Raw genomic sequence first — 16,242 nt, 5'->3', positions numbered from 1 at the left:
AACCGCCTCTACTCCGGGGTGTGTCTGGGTTCGCGTGCTGCGGCCCGCCCGGGCCCGCCCCCGGGCGGGGGGGGGGGGGGGGCGCCCCCCCCCCGCACCCCGCATCCCGCACCCCGCACCCCGCGGAACCCTCACCCCTCCGCGATCACCACCGCCGACGCGACCCCCGCGTCATGGCTCAGGGAGACGTGCAGGCCCCGCACCCCCAGCCGTTCCGCGCACGTGGCGACCGTGCCGCGGACCGAGAGGCGGGGGCGGCCGCTCGGCTCGGTGAGGACTTCGGCGTCGGTCCAGCGCAGGCCGCCGGGGGCGCCCAGGGACTTGGCCAGCGCCTCCTTGGCCGCGAAGCGGGCGGCCAAGGAGGCCATGCCGCGGCGCTCCCCGCTCGGCAGCCACAGCTCGCGCTCGACGAACAGGCGGTCCGCCATGCCGGGGGTGCGCCGCAGCGCGTCGTCGAAGCGGTCGACCTCGGCGACGTCGATGCCTACGCCAATGATCACGGCGTCACCCGAGGGACCACTCGACGGCTCACTCGACCGTCACCGACTTGGCCAGGTTCCTCGGCTGGTCGACCTCGTTGCCGCGCGCCGTCGCCAGCTCGCACGCGAAGACCTGTAGCGGCACGGTGGCAACCAGGGGCTGCAGCAGGGTAGGCGTGGCGGGGATCTCGATGAGGTGGTCGGCGTACGGGGCCACCGTCTCGTCGCCGCGCTCGGCGATCACGATGGTGCGGGCGCCGCGGGCCCGGATCTCCTGGATATTGGAGACGATCTTGTCGTGGAGCACCGACCGCCCGCGCGGCGACGGCACGACCACCACGACCGGCACATCCTGCTCGATCAGCGCGATCGGCCCGTGCTTGAGCTCACCCGCCGCGAAGCCCTCCGCGTGCATGTACGCGAGCTCCTTGAGCTTGAGCGCGCCCTCCAGGGCGACCGGGTAGCCGACGTGCCGCCCGAGGAACAGCACGGTGTTCTTGTCAGCCAGGGTGCGGGCCAGCTCCCGTACCGGCTCCATGGTCTCCAGGACCTCTTCCACCTGGGTCGCGATCTCCGACAGCTCGCGGATCACGGAGAGGATCTCGTCGCCCCACTTGGTGCCGCGCACCTGGCCCAGGTAGAGAGCCACCAGGTAGCAGGCCACCAGCTGGGTGAGGAACGCCTTGGTGGAGGCGACGGCGACCTCGGGACCGGCGTGGGTGTAGAGCACCGCGTCCGACTCACGCGGAATCGTGGAGCCGTTCGTGTTGCAGATGGCCAGCACCTTCGCGCCCTGCTCACGGGCGTGCCGCAGCGCCATCAGGGTGTCCATGGTCTCGCCGGACTGCGAGATGGCGATCACCAGCGTCCGCTGGTCCAGGATCGGGTCGCGGTAGCGGAACTCGCTGGCCAGCTCCGTCTCGCAGGGGATCCGGGTCCAGTGCTCGATGGCGTACTTGGCGATCATGCCCGCGTGGTACGCGGTGCCGCACGCCACGATCACGACCTTGCTGACCTCGCGCAGCACCGAGGCCGGGATGCGCACCTCGTCCAGGCAGAGGTTCCCGGCCAGGTCGATCCGGCCGAGCAGGGTGTCCGCGACGGCCTTCGGCTGCTCGGCGATCTCCTTGAGCATGAAGTAGTCGTAGCCGCCCTTCTCGGCGGCGGAGGCGTCCCAGTCCACGTGGTACGGGCGGACCTCGGCCGGCGCCCCCTCGAAGTCGGTGACGGTCACACCGTCCCGGCGGGCCTCCACGACCTGGTCCTGGCCCAGCTCGATGGCCTCGCGGGTGTGGGCGATGAAGGCGGCCACATCGGAGGCGAGGAACGCCTCCTCCTCGCCGACGCCGACGACCAGCGGCGAGTTGCGGCGCGCCCCGACCACCACATCGGGCGCGTCCGCGTGCACCGCCACCAGCGTGAAGGCCCCCTCCAGCCGACGGCAGACCTGGCGCATCGCCTCGGCGAGGTCGCCGCAGGACGAGAACGACTCGGCGAGCAGATGCGCCACGACCTCGGTGTCGGTCTCGGAGGCCAGCTCATGGCCGCGCTCGGCCAGCTCGGCGCGGAGCGCGGCGAAGTTCTCGATGATGCCGTTGTGGACGACGGAGACCCGGCCCGCGTTGTCCAGGTGCGGATGGGCGTTGACATCGGTCGGGCCGCCGTGGGTGGCCCAACGGGTGTGGCCGATACCGGTGCCCCCGGTGGGCAGCGGGCGGTCGGCCAGCTCCTTCTCCAGGTTCCCCAGCTTGCCCGCCTTCTTGGCCGCCGCCAGCCCACCGTCGGCCAGCACGGCGACGCCCGCCGAGTCATAGCCGCGGTATTCCAGCCGCTTGAGCCCGGCGAGGACGACATCGAGGGCCGACTGCCCTCCCACATAACCAACGATTCCGCACATGGACGCAGCGTACGACCCCCGGCCCCGGCCCGGGGTGACCGACCCCACGCCTCGGCACCGGTCACTCGGGCGGTCCCTGGCATGACAATGAGGGGGTGATCACGTCAAGCGCGCGCGCGGCGCGCACCGTGCGCGGCCCGCAGCGGCGAAGCGGCGAAGCGACCCCGTACGTCGATCTGTCCCGCTCCGAGTGGAGTGCGCTGCGGGACAAGACGCCGCTGCCGCTGACCGCCGGCGAGGTCGAGAAGCTGCGGGGACTCGGCGATGTCATCGACCTCGATGAGGTGCGGGATGTCTATCTGCCGCTGTCCCGGCTGCTCAACCTCTATGTGGCCGCCACCGACAATCTACGCGGCGCGCTCAACACCTTCCTGGGCGACACCAAGCGGGGCCACGGTGCCCAGCCGGGTACGCCGTTCGTGATCGGCGTGGCGGGGAGCGTCGCGGTCGGCAAGTCGACCACCGCCCGGCTGCTCCAGGCGCTGCTGGCGCGCTGGCCCGAGCATCCGCGGGTGGAGCTGATCACCACCGACGGCTTTCTGTACCCCAACGCCGAGCTGCGCCGCCGCGGGCTGATGTCCCGCAAGGGGTTCCCGGAGAGCTACGACCGCAGGGCGCTGACCCGCTTCGTCGCCGATGTGAAGGCGGGCCGGGCGGAGGTGTCGGCGCCGGTCTACTCCCACCTGATCTACGACATCGTGCCGGACGAGCGGCTGACCGTGCACCGCCCCGACATCCTGATCGTCGAGGGGCTCAATGTGCTGCAGCCCGCGCTGCCGGGGAAGGACGGGCTGACCCGGGTGGGGCTCGCGGACTTCTTCGACTTCAGCGTCTATGTGGACGCCCGGACCGAGGACATCGAGCGCTGGTATCTGGGCCGCTTCAAGAAGCTGCGGGAGACGGCCTTCCAGGACCCGTCCTCGTACTTCCGCAAGTACACCCAGGTCTCGGAGGAGGAGGCGCTGGACTACGGGCGGATGATCTGGCGGACCATCAACAAGCCGAATCTGAAGCAGAATGTGCAGCCTACGCGGGGGCGGGCGACGCTGGTGCTGCGGAAGGGGCCGGATCACAAGGTGCAGCGGCTGTCGCTGCGCAAGCTGTAGTCCCCCGGCTACCGCTGGGAGGTGCCCCCTGGAGGGGCTGGATTTTCCAGCCCCTCCGGCGCAGAAGGAATTGCGCGGCGCGGGTTCTAGCCCAGGGCCGACTTCACCGCGTCCGCCAGGCGGCCCGCGACCGAGCGGGCCTGTTCGATGTCGGCGGCCTCGACCATGACCCGCACCAGCGGCTCCGTGCCCGAGGGGCGGAGCAGTACCCGGCCGGTCTCGCCCAGCTCGCGCTCGGCCTCGGCGACGGCCGCGGCCACGTCCGCGCTGGAGGCGACGCGGGACTTGTCCACGTCGGGGACGTTGACCAGCACCTGCGGCAGCCGCTCCATGACGCCCGCGAGGTCGGCCAGGGTGCGGCCGGTCGCGGCGACGCGGGCCGCCAGCAGCAGGCCGGTGAGGGTGCCGTCACCCGTCGTGGCGTGGTCGAGGACGATCACGTGGCCGGACTGCTCGCCGCCCAGGGCGTAGCCGTGGGACTTCATCTCCTCCAGCACATAGCGGTCGCCGACCGCCGTCTGGACCAGTTCGACGCCCTCGCGCCGCATGGCCAGTTTGAAGCCGAGGTTGGACATCACGGTGCCGACCACCGTGTCCCCGCGCAGCTCGCCCGCCTCGCGCATGGCCAGGGCCAGGACGGCGAGGATCTGGTCGCCGTCGATCTCGCGGCCCGAGGCGTCCACCGCGAGACAGCGGTCGGCGTCCCCGTCGTGGGCGATGCCCAGGTCGGCCCGGTGCTCCACGACGGCCGCCTGGAGGCGGGCGAGGTGGGTGGAGCCGTAGCCGTCGTTGATGTTGAGCCCGTCCGGGTCGGTGCCGATCGTCACGACCTCGGCCCCGGCCCGCGCGAACGCCTCCGGGGAGACCCGGGCGGCGGCGCCGTGCGCCCCGTCGATGACGACCTTGAGGCCGTCGAGCCGGTTGGGGAGGACGCCGACCAGATGGGCCACATAGGCGTCGAAGCCCTCGTCGTAGTCCCGGACCCGGCCCACTCCGGTGCCCGTCGGCCGGTCCCACGGCTCCCCGGAGGCGTGGGACCGGTAGGTGGTCTCGATGCGGTCCTCCAGCTCGTCGGCCAGTTTGTGGCCGCCGCGGGCGAAGAACTTGACGCCGTTGTCGGGCATCGGGTTGTGGCTCGCGGAGAGCATCACCCCGAGGTCCGCGTCCAGCGCGCCGGTCAGATGCGCGACGGCCGGCGTGGGCAGCACGCCGACCCGCAGTACGTCCACTCCGGCGCTGGCCAGCCCCGCCACCACGGCCGCCTCCAGGAACTCCCCGGACGCTCGCGGATCCCGCCCGACCACCGCCACCGGCCGATGGCCCTCGAAGGTTCCCGCCTCGGCGAGCACATGCGCCGCCGCTACCGACAGGCCGAGCGCCATCTCAGCCGTCAGGTCGGCGTTCGCGACGCCGCGCACACCATCCGTACCGAAGAGTCGTCCCACTGGTGTCCTCCGAAGTTACGAGCTGGGGAGCTGAAGCTTGCTTGTAGGTATACGCCCCCCAGTGGCGATAGCCGAACGCCCCGGAGGCACAGGTGGTGCCGCCGGGGCGTTCGGGTGAAGCAGCGGTGCCGCGATGGGCGTCAGCGCTTGCTGTACTGCGGCGCCTTGCGGGCCTTCTTCAGACCGGCCTTCTTACGCTCGGTGGCGCGGTCGTCACGGGTCAGGAAGCCGGCCTTCTTGAGGGGGCCGCGGTTGTTGTCCACGTCCGCCTCGTTCAGCGCCCGGGCGATGCCCAGACGCAGCGCCCCGGCCTGGCCGGAGACGCCGCCGCCCGAGATGCGGGCGATGACGTCGTAGCGGTCGTCCAGCTCGAGCACCTTGAAGGGCTCGTTGACTTCCTGCTGGTGAACCTTGTTGGGGAAGTACTCCTCGAGAGTACGCCCGTTGATCTTCCACTGCCCGCTGCCCGGCACGATGCGGACACGCGCCACGGCGTTCTTGCGGCGCCCGGTGCCGGCGGCAGGCTGCGGGTCACCGAAGCGGGAAGCGAGCGACTCGGAGGTGTACTCCGACTCGACCGTCTCGACGCTCTCGGTGGTGTACTCCTCGACATCGAGGGGGGTCTCGGCGGTGGTCTCGGCCACGATGCTCCTCAGATTCTCTTCGTCGTAAGGGGTGGCCGGGACTACTGCGCGACCTGGGTGATCTCGAACGGAACCGGCTGCTGAGCGGCGTGCGGGTGCTGGTCGCCCGAGTACACCTTCAGCTTCGAGAGCATCTGACGGCCCAGGGTGTTCTTGGGGAGCATGCCCTTGATGGCCTTCTCGACGGCCTTCTCCGGGCTCTTCTCCAGCAGCTCGTCATAGCGGATGGAGCGCAGACCACCCGGGTAGCCGGAGTGGCGGTACGCCATCTTCTGGGTCCGCTTGTTGCCGGAGAGGTGCACCTTGTCGGCGTTGATGATGATGACGAAGTCACCAGCGTCGACATGCGGCGCGTACACCGGCTTGTGCTTGCCCCGCAAAAGGGTGGCGGCCTGGGTGGCCAGACGGCCCAGAACCACGTCGGTGGCGTCGATGACATGCCACTGACGCTGAACGTCGCCGGGCTTGGGGCTGTACGTACGCACGGTCGTAGCCTTCGCTTCTTCAGTGAGTGGAGTCTCCCCGGGCCCGCGAGGGCCGGGAGGACAGGTCCGGACAAGGCCACCCGGACGATCACGACAGCCTTGGCCGCACCTCGGTGACGCATGCCGAGTGCTTGCCGCTGGTCATCGGCCCGGTGGACCGGCGTAACGGCCTCTCACGTGAGAACGAGCAAGCCAATACGCATAACGAACTGGCAGAATACCGGCCCGCCCCCACCCGGGTCAAAACGCCCCCACACGCCTCACGCGAGGCGTGGCCACCGCCGGAGGCGCCTGCCCGCGGCCGGGTCGGGGCAGAGGCGGCGTAGGACCCTGAGGGCTCGCGCGGCGTGATGGGGCCCGCCGGTGGGTCCATCCTGTCACCCGGCCGGTCTAAGATGCGCGCCATGAGCTTTGGGCAAGGGGGGCCTTATGGGCCCGGGGGTTCTCAGCCGCCTCAGCCGTCGACGCCGGACTGGGCGGCGCTCGCCGATCAGTCCGCCGCGCGCAACCGCCGCCGCAAGTTGCTCTTCATCGGGGGCGGGGCGCTGGCGACCGCCGCCGTCGCCGCGATCGTCGCCACCGCCGTGGTCAGCAGCGGCCACAAGGACAGCGGTGGGGGCGATTCGGCCGGTGGGCTGCCCACCCCGCAGGATCTGCCCAGCGAGTCGGCGACGCCCGAGCCGACCTTCTCCGATGTGGCCCCGCCCGCGCCACCGAAGCCGCTGGACATCATCTCCAGCGCCCGGCGGGACAAGGCGCCGCTGAGCGCGGGCAGCCTCTTCCCCGACAAGCGCGCCGCGAAGGACGACCGCTCGTACACCAAGGCGGCGTCCGCCTCCACCACCAGTTGCTCGGCCGCCACCCAGGGGGCGCTCGGCCCGGTCCTGGTGAACAACGGCTGCCGCAAGCTGCTGCGGGCCACCTTCACCCGGGACGGCGTCGCGGTGACGGTCGGCGTCGCCGTCTTCGACGGCAAGGCGGCGGCCGAGAAGGCCAAGGACGGGTACAAGCCGAACATCGCCTCGCTCTCGGGCGGGGGCGTCACCTTCTGCCGCCGGACGGCCTGCCAGAGCTCGGCGAACGCGATCGGGCGGTACGCCTACTTCACGATCTCCGGCTATACGTCGGGGAAGGCGGTCACGTCGTCGGACACCGCCACCCTCCAGGCCGGCCGCGATGTGGCCGACTACACCTTCCGCCGGATCCTGGCCCGGGGCAGTGCCCAGGCCTCGGCGGAGGCCGCCCCGGCCGCCTCCGCCACCAACTGAGACCGGGCCGCCGGGCGGGGCCGCGGGCGGAAAACCGGGCCGCCGGGCTTAGGACGCGGCGCCCTTCGTGGCCTTCGCCACCTTCGCCACCTGGGCGTCCACCAGCGCGGCCGGGATCTCGGACTTCGCCGGGTCCGCGATGTTCACCCCGAAGAACACCGTCACCTGCGGCCCGGTCCGCACGACCGTGAACTTGATGACGGCCTTCTCCTTGCCCGCGTCATGCAGGCTGAAGGACACCGCCTCGTCCCCGGCCTTCGGCGCGTCCAGCGGTGTCACCTTCTTGACGTCCGCCTTCCCGCCCGAGCCGTCCTCGGCGGGGAAGCCGCCCTGGCAGGCGGTGACGGCCTCGCGCAGGTCCTTCACCGTGCGCTCGGCGTCGCCCGGTCCGTAGGAGGAGATCCGGATCAGTCCGGTGCCGCCGACCTTCGCCTTGGTGAGGTCGGTGGCGTAGGCGCGGTGGACGCTGGCCTTGGGGGCCGGGTCGTACCGGCTCCCCATCAGCGCGGCCATCGGCCGGCACGCGGCCTTGCCGGTCTTGGCCGAGCCGCCCTCGCTGACCTCCTTGTCCGTCATCTTCTGCACTTCGAGCCCCTTGACCTCGCCGTTGGTCAGGGCGGCCCGCTCCAGGGCGGACGCGGACAGGGGCTTCGCCGCCGGGTCGGAGCTCGCGGCCCCGTCCCCCTGCGAAGCGCCGTCGGTCTGCTTGGCGCTGTCGGCCTGCTTGGCGCCGTCCGCCTTGCCGTCGCCGGAGTCGCTGCCGCATCCGGTCATCAGCCCCAGCGCCGCCACCACCGCGATGGCGGCGCCCACGGTCCGTTTCGTACCGGACTCGTTCATTTCTCTGTCCACCCCTGGTCGGTATCGGGCCCGTACGGCCTCCGCACGGACACCCCGCAGACTCCCAGAACCCGGGGAAGGTTGTAATGCCTTTCCCAAATGTGGTGGATCCCATATCACCACACGCATAAGCAACCTTCGCGGCCCCAGCCAGTCTTACCGACCGATCGGTCCTTACTGACTCCATACCGGCATCACACCGGCCCCATATCGGCCCAATGCAGCATGGTTCGGAGTCAGGACGAAGCACGGCCTCGGAGGGGAGGGCACGTCGCGGCAGTTCGACCCCGCCGCGCGTACATCACCATGAAGATTTCTTTCCTGCTCCACAACGCCTATGGCATCGGCGGAACCATCCGGTCGACCTTCAATGTGGCCGGGGCGCTCGCCGCCCACCACACCGTGGAGATCGTCTCCCTGATCCGCACCATCGAGGTCCCGAACCTCCCCCTCCACCCCGCCGTGCGGCTCAGACCCCTGATCGACCTGCGCCCCCACGAGGACCCGCCCCGCGCCGGGCGCCACGCCGTCGACCTCGGCCATCCGCTGCTGACCCGGCCCAGCGCCCATATCCCCGCCGCCGAGGCCAGGGGCACCACCAACTTCAACGCGCTCACCGACGAGCGCGTCGCCGAGTACCTCGACCGCACCGACGCCGATGTCGTCATCGCCACCCGCCCCGGCCTGGTCATCTACCTCGCCGCACTCGGCCGCACCGGCCGCTTCCTGCGGATCGGCCAGGAGCACCGCCTCTACGGCACCCACCGCGCCGAGATCCGCGCCGCCTGCGACGCCGCCATACCCCAGCTCGACGCGTACACCTCCGTCTCCGAGGCCGACGCGGCCACCCACCGGGCCCATCTCCCCGGTGTCACCACCCGGCTGACCGCCCTGCCCAACGGGGTGCCCGCCACCGGGATCGAGCCCTCCGACGGCCGCGCCAAACTCGTCGTGGCCGCGGGCCGGCTGATCCCCGTCAAGCGCTACGACCTGCTGGTGGCCGCCTGGGAGACGGTGGCCGCCAAACACCCCGACTGGCGGTTGCGCATCTACGGCCGCGGTCCCCAACTCCCCGCGCTGCGCCGCCAGATCGACGAGCTCGGGCTGGCCGACCAGATCACCCTGATGGGCGCCCACTCCCCCATCGAGACCGAGTGGGCCAAGGGCGCGATCGCCGCCGTCACCTCCCGCGAGGAGTCGTTCGGCATGACGATCGTCGAGGCGATGCACTGCGGGGTGCCCGTGGTCGCCACCGACTGCCCGCACGGTCCGGGCGAGATCATCACCGATGGCCGGGACGGTCTGCTGGTGCCGGTGGGCGACGCGGACGGGATCGCCAAGGGGCTGCTGACCCTGATCGAGGACGACGAACTGCGCCGCTCGATGGGCGAGGCGGCGCGGATCGCGGCGGAGCGATACGCGCCCGAGCGCGTCGCGGCCGGCTACGAGCGGCTCATCGAGGAGCTCCACACCGCCCGTGGCACCGCCGCCCCGGCCCACCGGCGCCGTACGGCCGCGCCGCTACGGGGCCGGCCGGCCGGAGCGCCGCTGGCCGGCACCCTCAAGGACGCGGTCAAGCAGCTGATCCGCAAGCCCCTGCGGCCCGTCGCGTCCTGCCGGGTCACCGCCGAGGGCGATCTGTCGGTGCTGCTGGAGCCCGCCGGTCTGCACGGCGGCGACCTCGAACTGACCGTCACCCGCCGCAAGAGCGACGAGCCCCCCATCCACGTACCGCTGCTGCCCCCGGATCGCGCCGCGCCGTCCGCGCCCTGGACGGCCATCCTCGACCGCGCCACGCTCGACCTCGACGAGGGCCGCTGGGATCTGCATGTGGTACGCCCCTCCGACGGTGTCCGCCGCCGGGTCGGCTGCCGCTTCGCCGAGGGGCGCGGGCTGCTGGGCCTGGAGCCGCTGCCCGGCTCCCCGTTCACCTGGTGGATCCCCTACTCCACCGTCGACGGCTATCTCGCGCTGCGCGCCTGGCGGCGCCCGGCCCACGCCGAGGCCCGGGTGATCCGCCTGGACGCCGAGGGGCTCGCCGTCGAAGGCACCCTGCACGGCGCGCGCTTCGGGCCCGACGCCGCCCCGACCGCGGTGGCCACCCCGTCCAAGGGCCCGGCCCGGCCGTTCCTCACCGGGGTCACGGCGCTCGACGGCGGACGGTTCCGCTTCACCGTTCCGTACGAGCGGATCCGGGAGGCCCGGGACGGCGAAGGGGGCGCCGCGGGCTGGACCCTGACGCTCCATAAGTCCGCCCGGGGCGGGACTCCGATCCGGATCGGACGCATCGTCGGCGACATCGTGGACCGCGACAAAACGGACCTCTTTCCGATCACCCACGGTGTCCGGCCCCACCTCACCCGCACCAATGACCTCGCCATCATCTCTGTCACCACAGGGAATTGAGGGACTCGGCCCAAAGGTGCCGTGTTTGCCGCCGAGATCACCGGTAACACTCGGTGATACCAGCCTCGAGCGAGGAAAATCTCTGCGGAAGGCACAACGATGTCAACAGTCACGCTCATCATCCTGCTGGCGGCACTGGCCGCCATGGCCGGCCTTGTGATCGCCCCCTCGGTGCGGCAGGGCCGCAAGGGCGAGCTGCCGGTCCGAAGCCTGCCCTCGGAAGCCAGGGAGCAGTACGCGGCGCGGTGGGCGGGCCTTCAGGAGCGGTTCGTGGACTCCCCCGGATGGGCCCTGCGCGAAGCCGACCGGCTGCTGGGCGCGTTGGCCGTGGACCGCGGCTATCCGGCCGAGTCCGAGGAGAAGCGGATGGACGCGCTGTCCGTCCGTCACCCCGGGGAGATCGACGGCTACCGTCGGCTGCACGCCATGGCGGCGCGGGCGCACGAGGGCGAGACGGCCACGGAGCGGATGCGGGAGGCGCTGGTCGCGGCGCGTCCCCTGTTCGAGCAGCTGGTCCGTGCCCAGCCGCACGACGAGCGCCCGCTCCCGCCTCCGGTCCCCCGTCAGCGGGACCTCCGGCGGGGCCGCCGTATCCCGCGGCAGCGCTTCGGCCCGGCCGCCGATCACTGACCGGTGAGCCGCACCGCCAGCGCGAGGGTGTCATCCGGATGCAGGATCACCGTGTGCATGTCCTCCGCGATGGCGCCGGGGACCTCCTCCGTCGGGCTCTGCAGATGCTTGTGCGCGGCCTCGATCAGGCGCTTCTCGCCCTCGATCGGGTCCCGGCGGCTCTCGGTGAGACCGTCGGTGTAGAGCAGGAGGAGGTCCCCGGGGGCCAGCCGCTCGGTCAGCGGGGTCTCGCTGCCGGGCAGCGGAAAGCCGATCCCGCGCCCCCGCGCCTCCAGATACCGGGCCGTCCCGTCGCGGCGCAGCAACAGCGCGGGCGGATGGCTCCCATTGGCCAGCCACAGCTCGCCGGTGGCCGGATCGATGCGGGCGAGCTGCACGGTGGCCATCACGGACCGGTCGAAGGGGCGCAGGATCTCGTCGGTGCGGCCCACGATCGACTCGAGCCGATGGCCCTCCAGGGCCAGGGTGCGCACCGCGTGGGTGACGTTGAGCGCGCTGCGCGTACTGGTCACCCCATGGCCCAGCGCGTCCACGATGGTGATGTGGACGGTGCCGTCGGGCAGCACGAACCAGTCGTACAGATCCCCGCCGGTCGGCGCGTCGGTGCCGGCCGGTTCGTAGTGCACGGCGAGTTCCAGACCGTCGGCCTTGATGGGTGCCGGGCGCAGCGCGTCCTCCAGCTCCCGCAGGGTCTGGCCGTGCGCGGTGCGCAACTGCTTGTCCCGCTCGTCGAGCTGGACGTAGAGCGCGAGCACCCCGCTGTTGGTCTCCGCGAGTTCGTCCTTGAGACGGCGGTGCTCGGAGGTGAGCGCGTCGGTGGCGGCCACGACCGCGCGCAGCTCCTCCGCGGCGAGGGCGTCCGCGTCGGGCGCCTCGTCCGCGGTGCCGGATGGGGGTGACGCCGGGAGGCGCCAGACCACCTCGCCCTCGGTCACCTCGTCGGGGGCCATCGGGAGATCCGCCGCCACTGGACCCGTATCGCCCGCCGGCACCGGACCCGTATCGCCCGGGGCCCGCAGCACCACCGTGAGCAGTCCCTCGGCCGGGTCGTACGCCCACTCGAGGCCCGTCTCCCGCCCGGCGCGCAGCGCCGCCCCGGCGGCCTGGGCGGCGGACAGCACAAGGCGCGCCCGGACCGCGGGGTCCAGGGCGTGCTCCCGGGCCAGCGCCCGAACGGCCCGGCTGAGCCCCGCCGTCGTGGCGCAGCTGAGGTTCCTCGTCGTCATGGAAGCCTTAAGGGGGACCTGGCCGCGAGCACCGTGGCGTCGTCGCGGACGCGACGATGCCCATGGGCGAGTGCGGCGGACAGCAGGGGCGGCGGAAGGCGGAGCACGGACGGGGGCGGGTCGAGCGACCAGCGGGCGTCGATACCGTCGCTGTGCAGCACCGCCATACCGCCCTGGGGCAACGGGAAGTCGTGGACGCGGGGGGTGGGCATCCCCCAGCCGACGATACCGGGCTGCCCGGTCAGCCGGTGCCGAACCCTGTCGTGGGTCAGGGCGAGGGCGCGGATGTTGCCGACACCGCAGTAGTCGGCGTGCTCGGCGTGCAGCCGCAGCACGCCCACGGCGGCCCCGCGGGTGTGCCGCAGGGCCCGGTTCATCCGGTTGAGCACCTCGGGCAGCGGCCGGTCGGGGTCGGCGTGGAAGGTCCGCAGCGCCGCCTGGGCCGCCTCGGCGGCGGGCTGACCGTGGCCCAGACCGTCCAGGACGACCGCGGTACGGGCGGAGTCGGTGTCGACGATCGCGCAGGCGTCGCCACAGCCCTCCTCCCCCTCGGCGGGCAGACAGACCGCGCCCACCCCCTGCCACCCCGGCCGCTGCTCGCCCGGCGCGGTGAGCCGGGCGCAGGCCCAGGTGCCCGCGTGGGTGCCGTCGGCGCTGCGCAGCTGGAAGTGGGTCGCCATCCGCTTGACGGCGCCGAGCCCGACCCCCAGGGTTCCGGAGGTGGTGTAGCCGTCCGCCAGGCAGCGCTCGGGGTCGTGCATACCGGGGCCACGGTCGGCGGCGAGGATCTCCACCCCGTGGCCCAGCGGCAGCGGCTGGACGTAGAGGGTGCCGTCGCTGGCGTGCTTGTCCAGGTTGGTCGCCAGCTCCGAGGCGATCACGGCCGCCTGGTCGGGCAGCGCCCCCGGCAGCTCGCACTCCCGGGCCACCGCGCGCGCCGCCTCGGCGGCCAGGTGCACGGCGCTGCGGTGGTCGACGCGCACCTGGACGGTGGGCGCCGTGAACGTATGGGTCACCGGACCGTCCAGCGGGTGGCGACCACCACGGTGCCCTCACCCGGGCCGGTGCGCACCGAGAACTCGTCCATCAGCCGCCGGGCGCCACCCAGCCCGTGGCCCAGGCCCGAGCCCGTGGTGAAGCCATCGGTGAGCGCCGCGTCGAGGTCGGCGATCCCCGGCCCCTCGTCCTTGACGACCAGCCGCAGCCCCCGGCGTCCGCGGGGGTCGCGCGGGTACTCCAGGGTCACCGTGCCGCCGCCCCCGTGGACAAAGGCGTTACGGGCGAGTTCGCTGGCGGCCGTGACCACGCGGGTCTGGTCCACCAGGCCGAAGCCCACCTCGACGGTGGCCGCGCGCACGGCATGGCGGACCGTCAGCAGATCCTCCTCCGTGCGCACCGGGTACGTGGCCGGCGCGGGCGGGCGCCGGCCATCCGTCCGCGGGGGCCGCTTGGGACCGCGGGAGGCGAGGGTGAATTCACCGGGCAGTGCCACGTCGGGCCCCTTCCAGGGGCTGTGAGGCCTGTCGCCACCCCAGCGCGGCCAAGCCCTGCTCCGGATTGAGTGCGGTCTCCACGCCGACGAGCTCGATCCCGAGCTCCACCAGGGTGATCGCCACCGGCGGTCGCATCCCGGCCACGATCACCCGCGCCCCCAGCAGCCGGGCCACCGTGGTCAGCTCCATCAGCGTCCGGGCCACGAAGGAGTCGATGACCTCCAGCCGGGAGATGTCGATGAGCACCCCACGGGCGCCCTCGGCCGAGATCCGCTCGGTCAGCTCCTCGGTGAAGGCGATGGCGGCCCGGTCGTCGAGTTCATTGAGCAGGCCGGTGACCAGGACGTCTCCCAGTCGCAGAATCGGAACGCCGGGCTGGCGATAACCGGTCACCGACCGTCTCCTTCGTCACCGTCGGGACCGGGCCCGTCGATCAGCTTGATCGCGGCGGCCAGCGCGTCGGCCAGCGTCGCCCGCGTGAGGATGGTGGACAGATCGATGCCGAGCTGGGCGATGGTCTGGGCGATCGAGGGGCGCACCCCGCTGATCACACAGTCCGCGCCCATCAGCCGCACCGCGTTCACGGTCTGCATCAGATGCTGGGCGACGGCGGTGTCCACCGTCGGCACACCCGTGATGTCGATGATCGCGACCAGCGCCTCATGGTCCTGGATGGCCTGGAGCAGATTCTCCATCACCACCTGGGTCCGGGCGGTGTCCAGCGTGCCGATCAGCGGCACGGCCAGCACCTGCCGCCACAGCCGCACCACCGGCGTCGACTGCTCCATCAGCTGCTGGCTCTGCCGGCGGATGATCTCCTCCCGGCCCTCCACATACATCTCGAAGGACAGCGCCCCGGCCACATCGAGCAGCCGGTTCATGAAGACGGCCGAGGCGAAGAGCTCCTCGGCGTCCCGGGTGTCCCGCTGCACCGCCTTCAGCAGCGCCTCCTTGAGCGCCAGCACCGCGAGCGAGGTCGCCGTCGGCGTGGCCCCGGCCCGCGCCCGGCGCAGCGACAGGCCGACCACGGCCTCGTGCAGCCCCGGGCTGGAGGTCACCACACGGTCCACCGGCACACCGCTCTGCAGTCCCGGGACCAGCGCCTCGATCAAGGCGTCGGCCTCCTCGCGGAGTTCGGCCTCCCCGATGTCGGTGTCGAGCAGGGCCTGCTCCATCTGCAGCTCGACCCAGCGATCGGCGATCTCCTCGCCGCGCTCATGAAGCGCCCTGGTCAGGCGCTCTCGCACAGCGGCCTCGCTGGTAGTCACGCGGTTCCCTTCGCGGTCGGCGACCGTTGTCGGTTGGCAAATTTTATCGATCTTCCGGGAGCCCCGGAAGCCGCATCATGCCGATCGCCGCCCCGCCGTGACCTGTTCTCGCCCCGCCGTTCGCACACGATGCGCGTGGCGAGTACCCCGTGATCGCCCGCCCACACCCACCCACGCGTCAGCAGCAGCCGGAACCGATCGCCGTCGCGCCGGGCAGGGAGCGCTTGTTGCGGGACTCGCGGTTACGGGCCGCGAGTTGGCCGTCGGCCGGGTAGCCGACCTCTTCCAGGGTCAGGCCATGGGGGCGTACGACATGGACGGCGGAGTCGCGCAGCCCGGCGGAGAGCACCTTGGCGGGCCAGTCCGGGGGACGGTGGCCGTCGCCGACGAAGAGCAGGGCGCCCACCAGCGAGCGCACCATGTTGTGGCAGAAGGCGTCCGCCCGCACCGTGGCCGTGATCACGCCGTCCGCCCCGCGCAGCCAGTCCAGCCGCTGGAGGGTGCGGATGGTGGTGGCGCCGTCGCGCTTCTTGCAGTACGCGGCGAAGTCGTGCTCCCCCAGGAGCCGTTCGGAGGCCGCGTTCATGGCGTCCACGTCCAGCGGCCAGTCGTGCCACAGCACATGGCCGCGCAGCAGCGGGTCGACCCCGCCGGGGTGGTCGGTGACCCGGTAGGCGTAGCGCCGCCAGATCGCGGAGAAGCGGGCGTTGAACCCGGACGGGGCCTCGGCGACCTTCCAGACCCTTACGTCATGGGGCAGCCGGCCGGCCAGCCGCCGCGGCAGCCTGTCCCGGTGCTCGGCCCACAGCGCCTCGGGCAGATCCACGTGCGCCACCTGGCCGCGGGCGTGGACCCCCGCGTCGGTGCGGCCCGCGACGGTCAGCTCGAAGGTCTCCGCGGAGCGCGTCACCGTCCGCAGCGCGCTCTCCAGCTCGCCCTGTACGGTGCGCCGCTCGCGCTGCTTGGCCCAGCCCGAGAAGTCCTTGCCGTCGTAAGCAAGATCCAGCCGGACCCGTACGAAACCGGGCGCCGCTTCGTCACTCACCCAACCGTTC

The 16,242-nt window shown here is 72.2% G+C and carries 16 protein-coding genes; 4 read left to right on the top strand and 12 right to left on the bottom strand.

Annotation, left to right across the window (positions count from 1 at the left end):
• Window positions 1-131: 131 nt before the first annotated feature.
• Window positions 132-500 carry a holo-ACP synthase gene (locus ACFXB5_RS08400; protein ID WP_385204032.1) on the bottom strand — a complete coding sequence of 123 codons (369 nt, stop codon included), beginning with the start codon at window positions 498-500 and terminating at the stop codon, window positions 132-134.
• A 28-nt stretch (window positions 501-528) separates the two neighbouring features.
• Window positions 529-2,376: a glutamine--fructose-6-phosphate transaminase (isomerizing) gene (glmS, locus tag ACFXB5_RS08395; protein WP_385204029.1), complete on the bottom strand. Its 1,848-nt coding sequence runs from the start codon at window positions 2,374-2,376 to the stop codon at window positions 529-531.
• Between the two features lie 128 nt (window positions 2,377-2,504).
• Between glmS and coaA the strand changes: the two genes are divergently transcribed.
• Window positions 2,505-3,482, top strand: a complete 978-nt coding sequence (gene coaA, locus ACFXB5_RS08390; protein WP_385204049.1) for a type I pantothenate kinase — start codon at window positions 2,505-2,507, stop codon at window positions 3,480-3,482.
• Window positions 3,483-3,568: 86 nt separating this feature from the next.
• On the opposite strand, the gene glmM is transcribed toward coaA, so the two are convergent.
• From glmM to rplM, 3 genes are all read right to left on the bottom strand, one after another.
• Window positions 3,569-4,927 (bottom strand): phosphoglucosamine mutase, encoded by a 1,359-nt coding sequence (gene glmM / locus ACFXB5_RS08385; protein ID WP_385204026.1) that lies wholly within the window; start codon window positions 4,925-4,927, stop codon window positions 3,569-3,571.
• Between the two features lie 140 nt (window positions 4,928-5,067).
• Window positions 5,068-5,571 carry a 30S ribosomal protein S9 gene (rpsI, locus tag ACFXB5_RS08380; RefSeq protein WP_037952927.1) on the bottom strand — a complete coding sequence of 168 codons (504 nt, stop codon included), beginning with the start codon at window positions 5,569-5,571 and terminating at the stop codon, window positions 5,068-5,070.
• 41 nt (window positions 5,572-5,612) lie between these two features.
• Window positions 5,613-6,056 carry a 50S ribosomal protein L13 gene (gene rplM, locus ACFXB5_RS08375; protein WP_044571628.1) on the bottom strand — a complete coding sequence of 148 codons (444 nt, stop codon included), beginning with the start codon at window positions 6,054-6,056 and terminating at the stop codon, window positions 5,613-5,615.
• Between the two features lie 404 nt (window positions 6,057-6,460).
• Between rplM and ACFXB5_RS08370 the strand changes: the two genes are divergently transcribed.
• A complete protein-coding gene (locus ACFXB5_RS08370; protein ID WP_385204021.1) occupies window positions 6,461-7,324 on the top strand; it encodes a hypothetical protein in 864 nt (287 codons plus the stop codon).
• 48 nt (window positions 7,325-7,372) lie between these two features.
• On the opposite strand, the gene ACFXB5_RS08365 is transcribed toward ACFXB5_RS08370, so the two are convergent.
• On the bottom strand, window positions 7,373-8,164 hold the full coding sequence (locus ACFXB5_RS08365; protein ID WP_385204019.1) for a hypothetical protein: 792 nt from the start codon (window positions 8,162-8,164) through the stop codon (window positions 7,373-7,375).
• 306 nt (window positions 8,165-8,470) lie between these two features.
• Between ACFXB5_RS08365 and ACFXB5_RS08360 the strand changes: the two genes are divergently transcribed.
• Together ACFXB5_RS08360 and ACFXB5_RS08355 are read left to right on the top strand one after the other, a co-directional pair.
• Window positions 8,471-10,570: a glycosyltransferase family 4 protein gene (locus ACFXB5_RS08360; RefSeq protein WP_385204016.1), complete on the top strand. Its 2,100-nt coding sequence runs from the start codon at window positions 8,471-8,473 to the stop codon at window positions 10,568-10,570.
• Between the two features lie 99 nt (window positions 10,571-10,669).
• Entirely contained in the window at window positions 10,670-11,200 is a 531-nt protein-coding gene (locus ACFXB5_RS08355) for a hypothetical protein (protein WP_385204013.1), read from the top strand.
• Here the strand turns inward: ACFXB5_RS08355 and ACFXB5_RS08350 are convergent.
• The 6 genes from ACFXB5_RS08350 to truA all read right to left on the bottom strand — a co-directional run bounded on the left by ACFXB5_RS08350 (window position 11,194) and on the right by truA (window position 16,232).
• On the bottom strand, window positions 11,194-12,426 hold the full coding sequence (locus tag ACFXB5_RS08350; RefSeq protein ID WP_385204010.1) for a PP2C family protein-serine/threonine phosphatase: 1,233 nt from the start codon (window positions 12,424-12,426) through the stop codon (window positions 11,194-11,196). The two genes, ACFXB5_RS08355 and ACFXB5_RS08350, sit on opposite strands and share 7 nt — an antisense overlap.
• Window positions 12,423-13,442, bottom strand: coding sequence for a SpoIIE family protein phosphatase (locus ACFXB5_RS08345; protein WP_385204007.1), 1,020 nt, complete (start codon window positions 13,440-13,442; stop codon window positions 12,423-12,425). The genes ACFXB5_RS08350 and ACFXB5_RS08345 overlap by 4 nt, the downstream gene beginning before the upstream one ends.
• Window positions 13,439-13,918 (bottom strand): anti-sigma regulatory factor, encoded by a 480-nt coding sequence (locus ACFXB5_RS08340; RefSeq protein WP_385204005.1) that lies wholly within the window; start codon window positions 13,916-13,918, stop codon window positions 13,439-13,441. Before ACFXB5_RS08340 ends, ACFXB5_RS08345 begins: the two co-directional genes overlap by 4 nt.
• Window positions 13,902-14,312 (bottom strand): STAS domain-containing protein, encoded by a 411-nt coding sequence (locus tag ACFXB5_RS08335; protein ID WP_385204002.1) that lies wholly within the window; start codon window positions 14,310-14,312, stop codon window positions 13,902-13,904. Before ACFXB5_RS08335 ends, ACFXB5_RS08340 begins: the two co-directional genes overlap by 17 nt.
• The gene (locus ACFXB5_RS08330) at window positions 14,309-15,187 is read right to left on the bottom strand and encodes an STAS domain-containing protein (RefSeq protein WP_385203999.1); all 879 of its coding nucleotides are present in this window, start codon (window positions 15,185-15,187) and stop codon (window positions 14,309-14,311) included. The genes ACFXB5_RS08335 and ACFXB5_RS08330 overlap by 4 nt, the downstream gene beginning before the upstream one ends.
• Window positions 15,188-15,365: 178 nt before the next feature.
• A complete protein-coding gene (truA, locus tag ACFXB5_RS08325) occupies window positions 15,366-16,232 on the bottom strand; it encodes a tRNA pseudouridine(38-40) synthase TruA (protein WP_201851671.1) in 867 nt (288 codons plus the stop codon).
• Between the last annotated feature and the right edge of the window lie 10 nt (window positions 16,233-16,242).

The sequence above is a fragment of the Streptomyces sp. NPDC059455 genome (assembly GCF_042750115.1).
Taxonomy (GTDB): domain Bacteria; phylum Actinomycetota; class Actinomycetes; order Streptomycetales; family Streptomycetaceae; genus Streptomyces; species Streptomyces endocoffeicus.
Note: the sequence above shows the minus strand (reverse complement) of the source record. Positions and strands in the feature narration are given on the sequence as shown.

What these genes read in the sequence shown, in the direction of transcription:
- glmS (WP_385204029.1), bottom strand. Translation starts at nt 2,376, where the DNA reads ATGTGCGGAATCGTTGGTTATGTGGGAGGGCAGTCGGCCCTCGATGTC.
- ACFXB5_RS08370 (WP_385204021.1), top strand. Translation starts at nt 6,461, where the DNA reads ATGAGCTTTGGGCAAGGGGGGCCTTATGGGCCCGGGGGTTCTCAGCCG.
- ACFXB5_RS08365 (WP_385204019.1), bottom strand. Translation starts at nt 8,164, where the DNA reads ATGAACGAGTCCGGTACGAAACGGACCGTGGGCGCCGCCATCGCGGTG.
- ACFXB5_RS08360 (WP_385204016.1), top strand. Translation starts at nt 8,471, where the DNA reads ATGAAGATTTCTTTCCTGCTCCACAACGCCTATGGCATCGGCGGAACC.
- ACFXB5_RS08355 (WP_385204013.1), top strand. Translation starts at nt 10,670, where the DNA reads ATGTCAACAGTCACGCTCATCATCCTGCTGGCGGCACTGGCCGCCATG.
- ACFXB5_RS08350 (WP_385204010.1), bottom strand. Translation starts at nt 12,426, where the DNA reads ATGACGACGAGGAACCTCAGCTGCGCCACGACGGCGGGGCTCAGCCGG.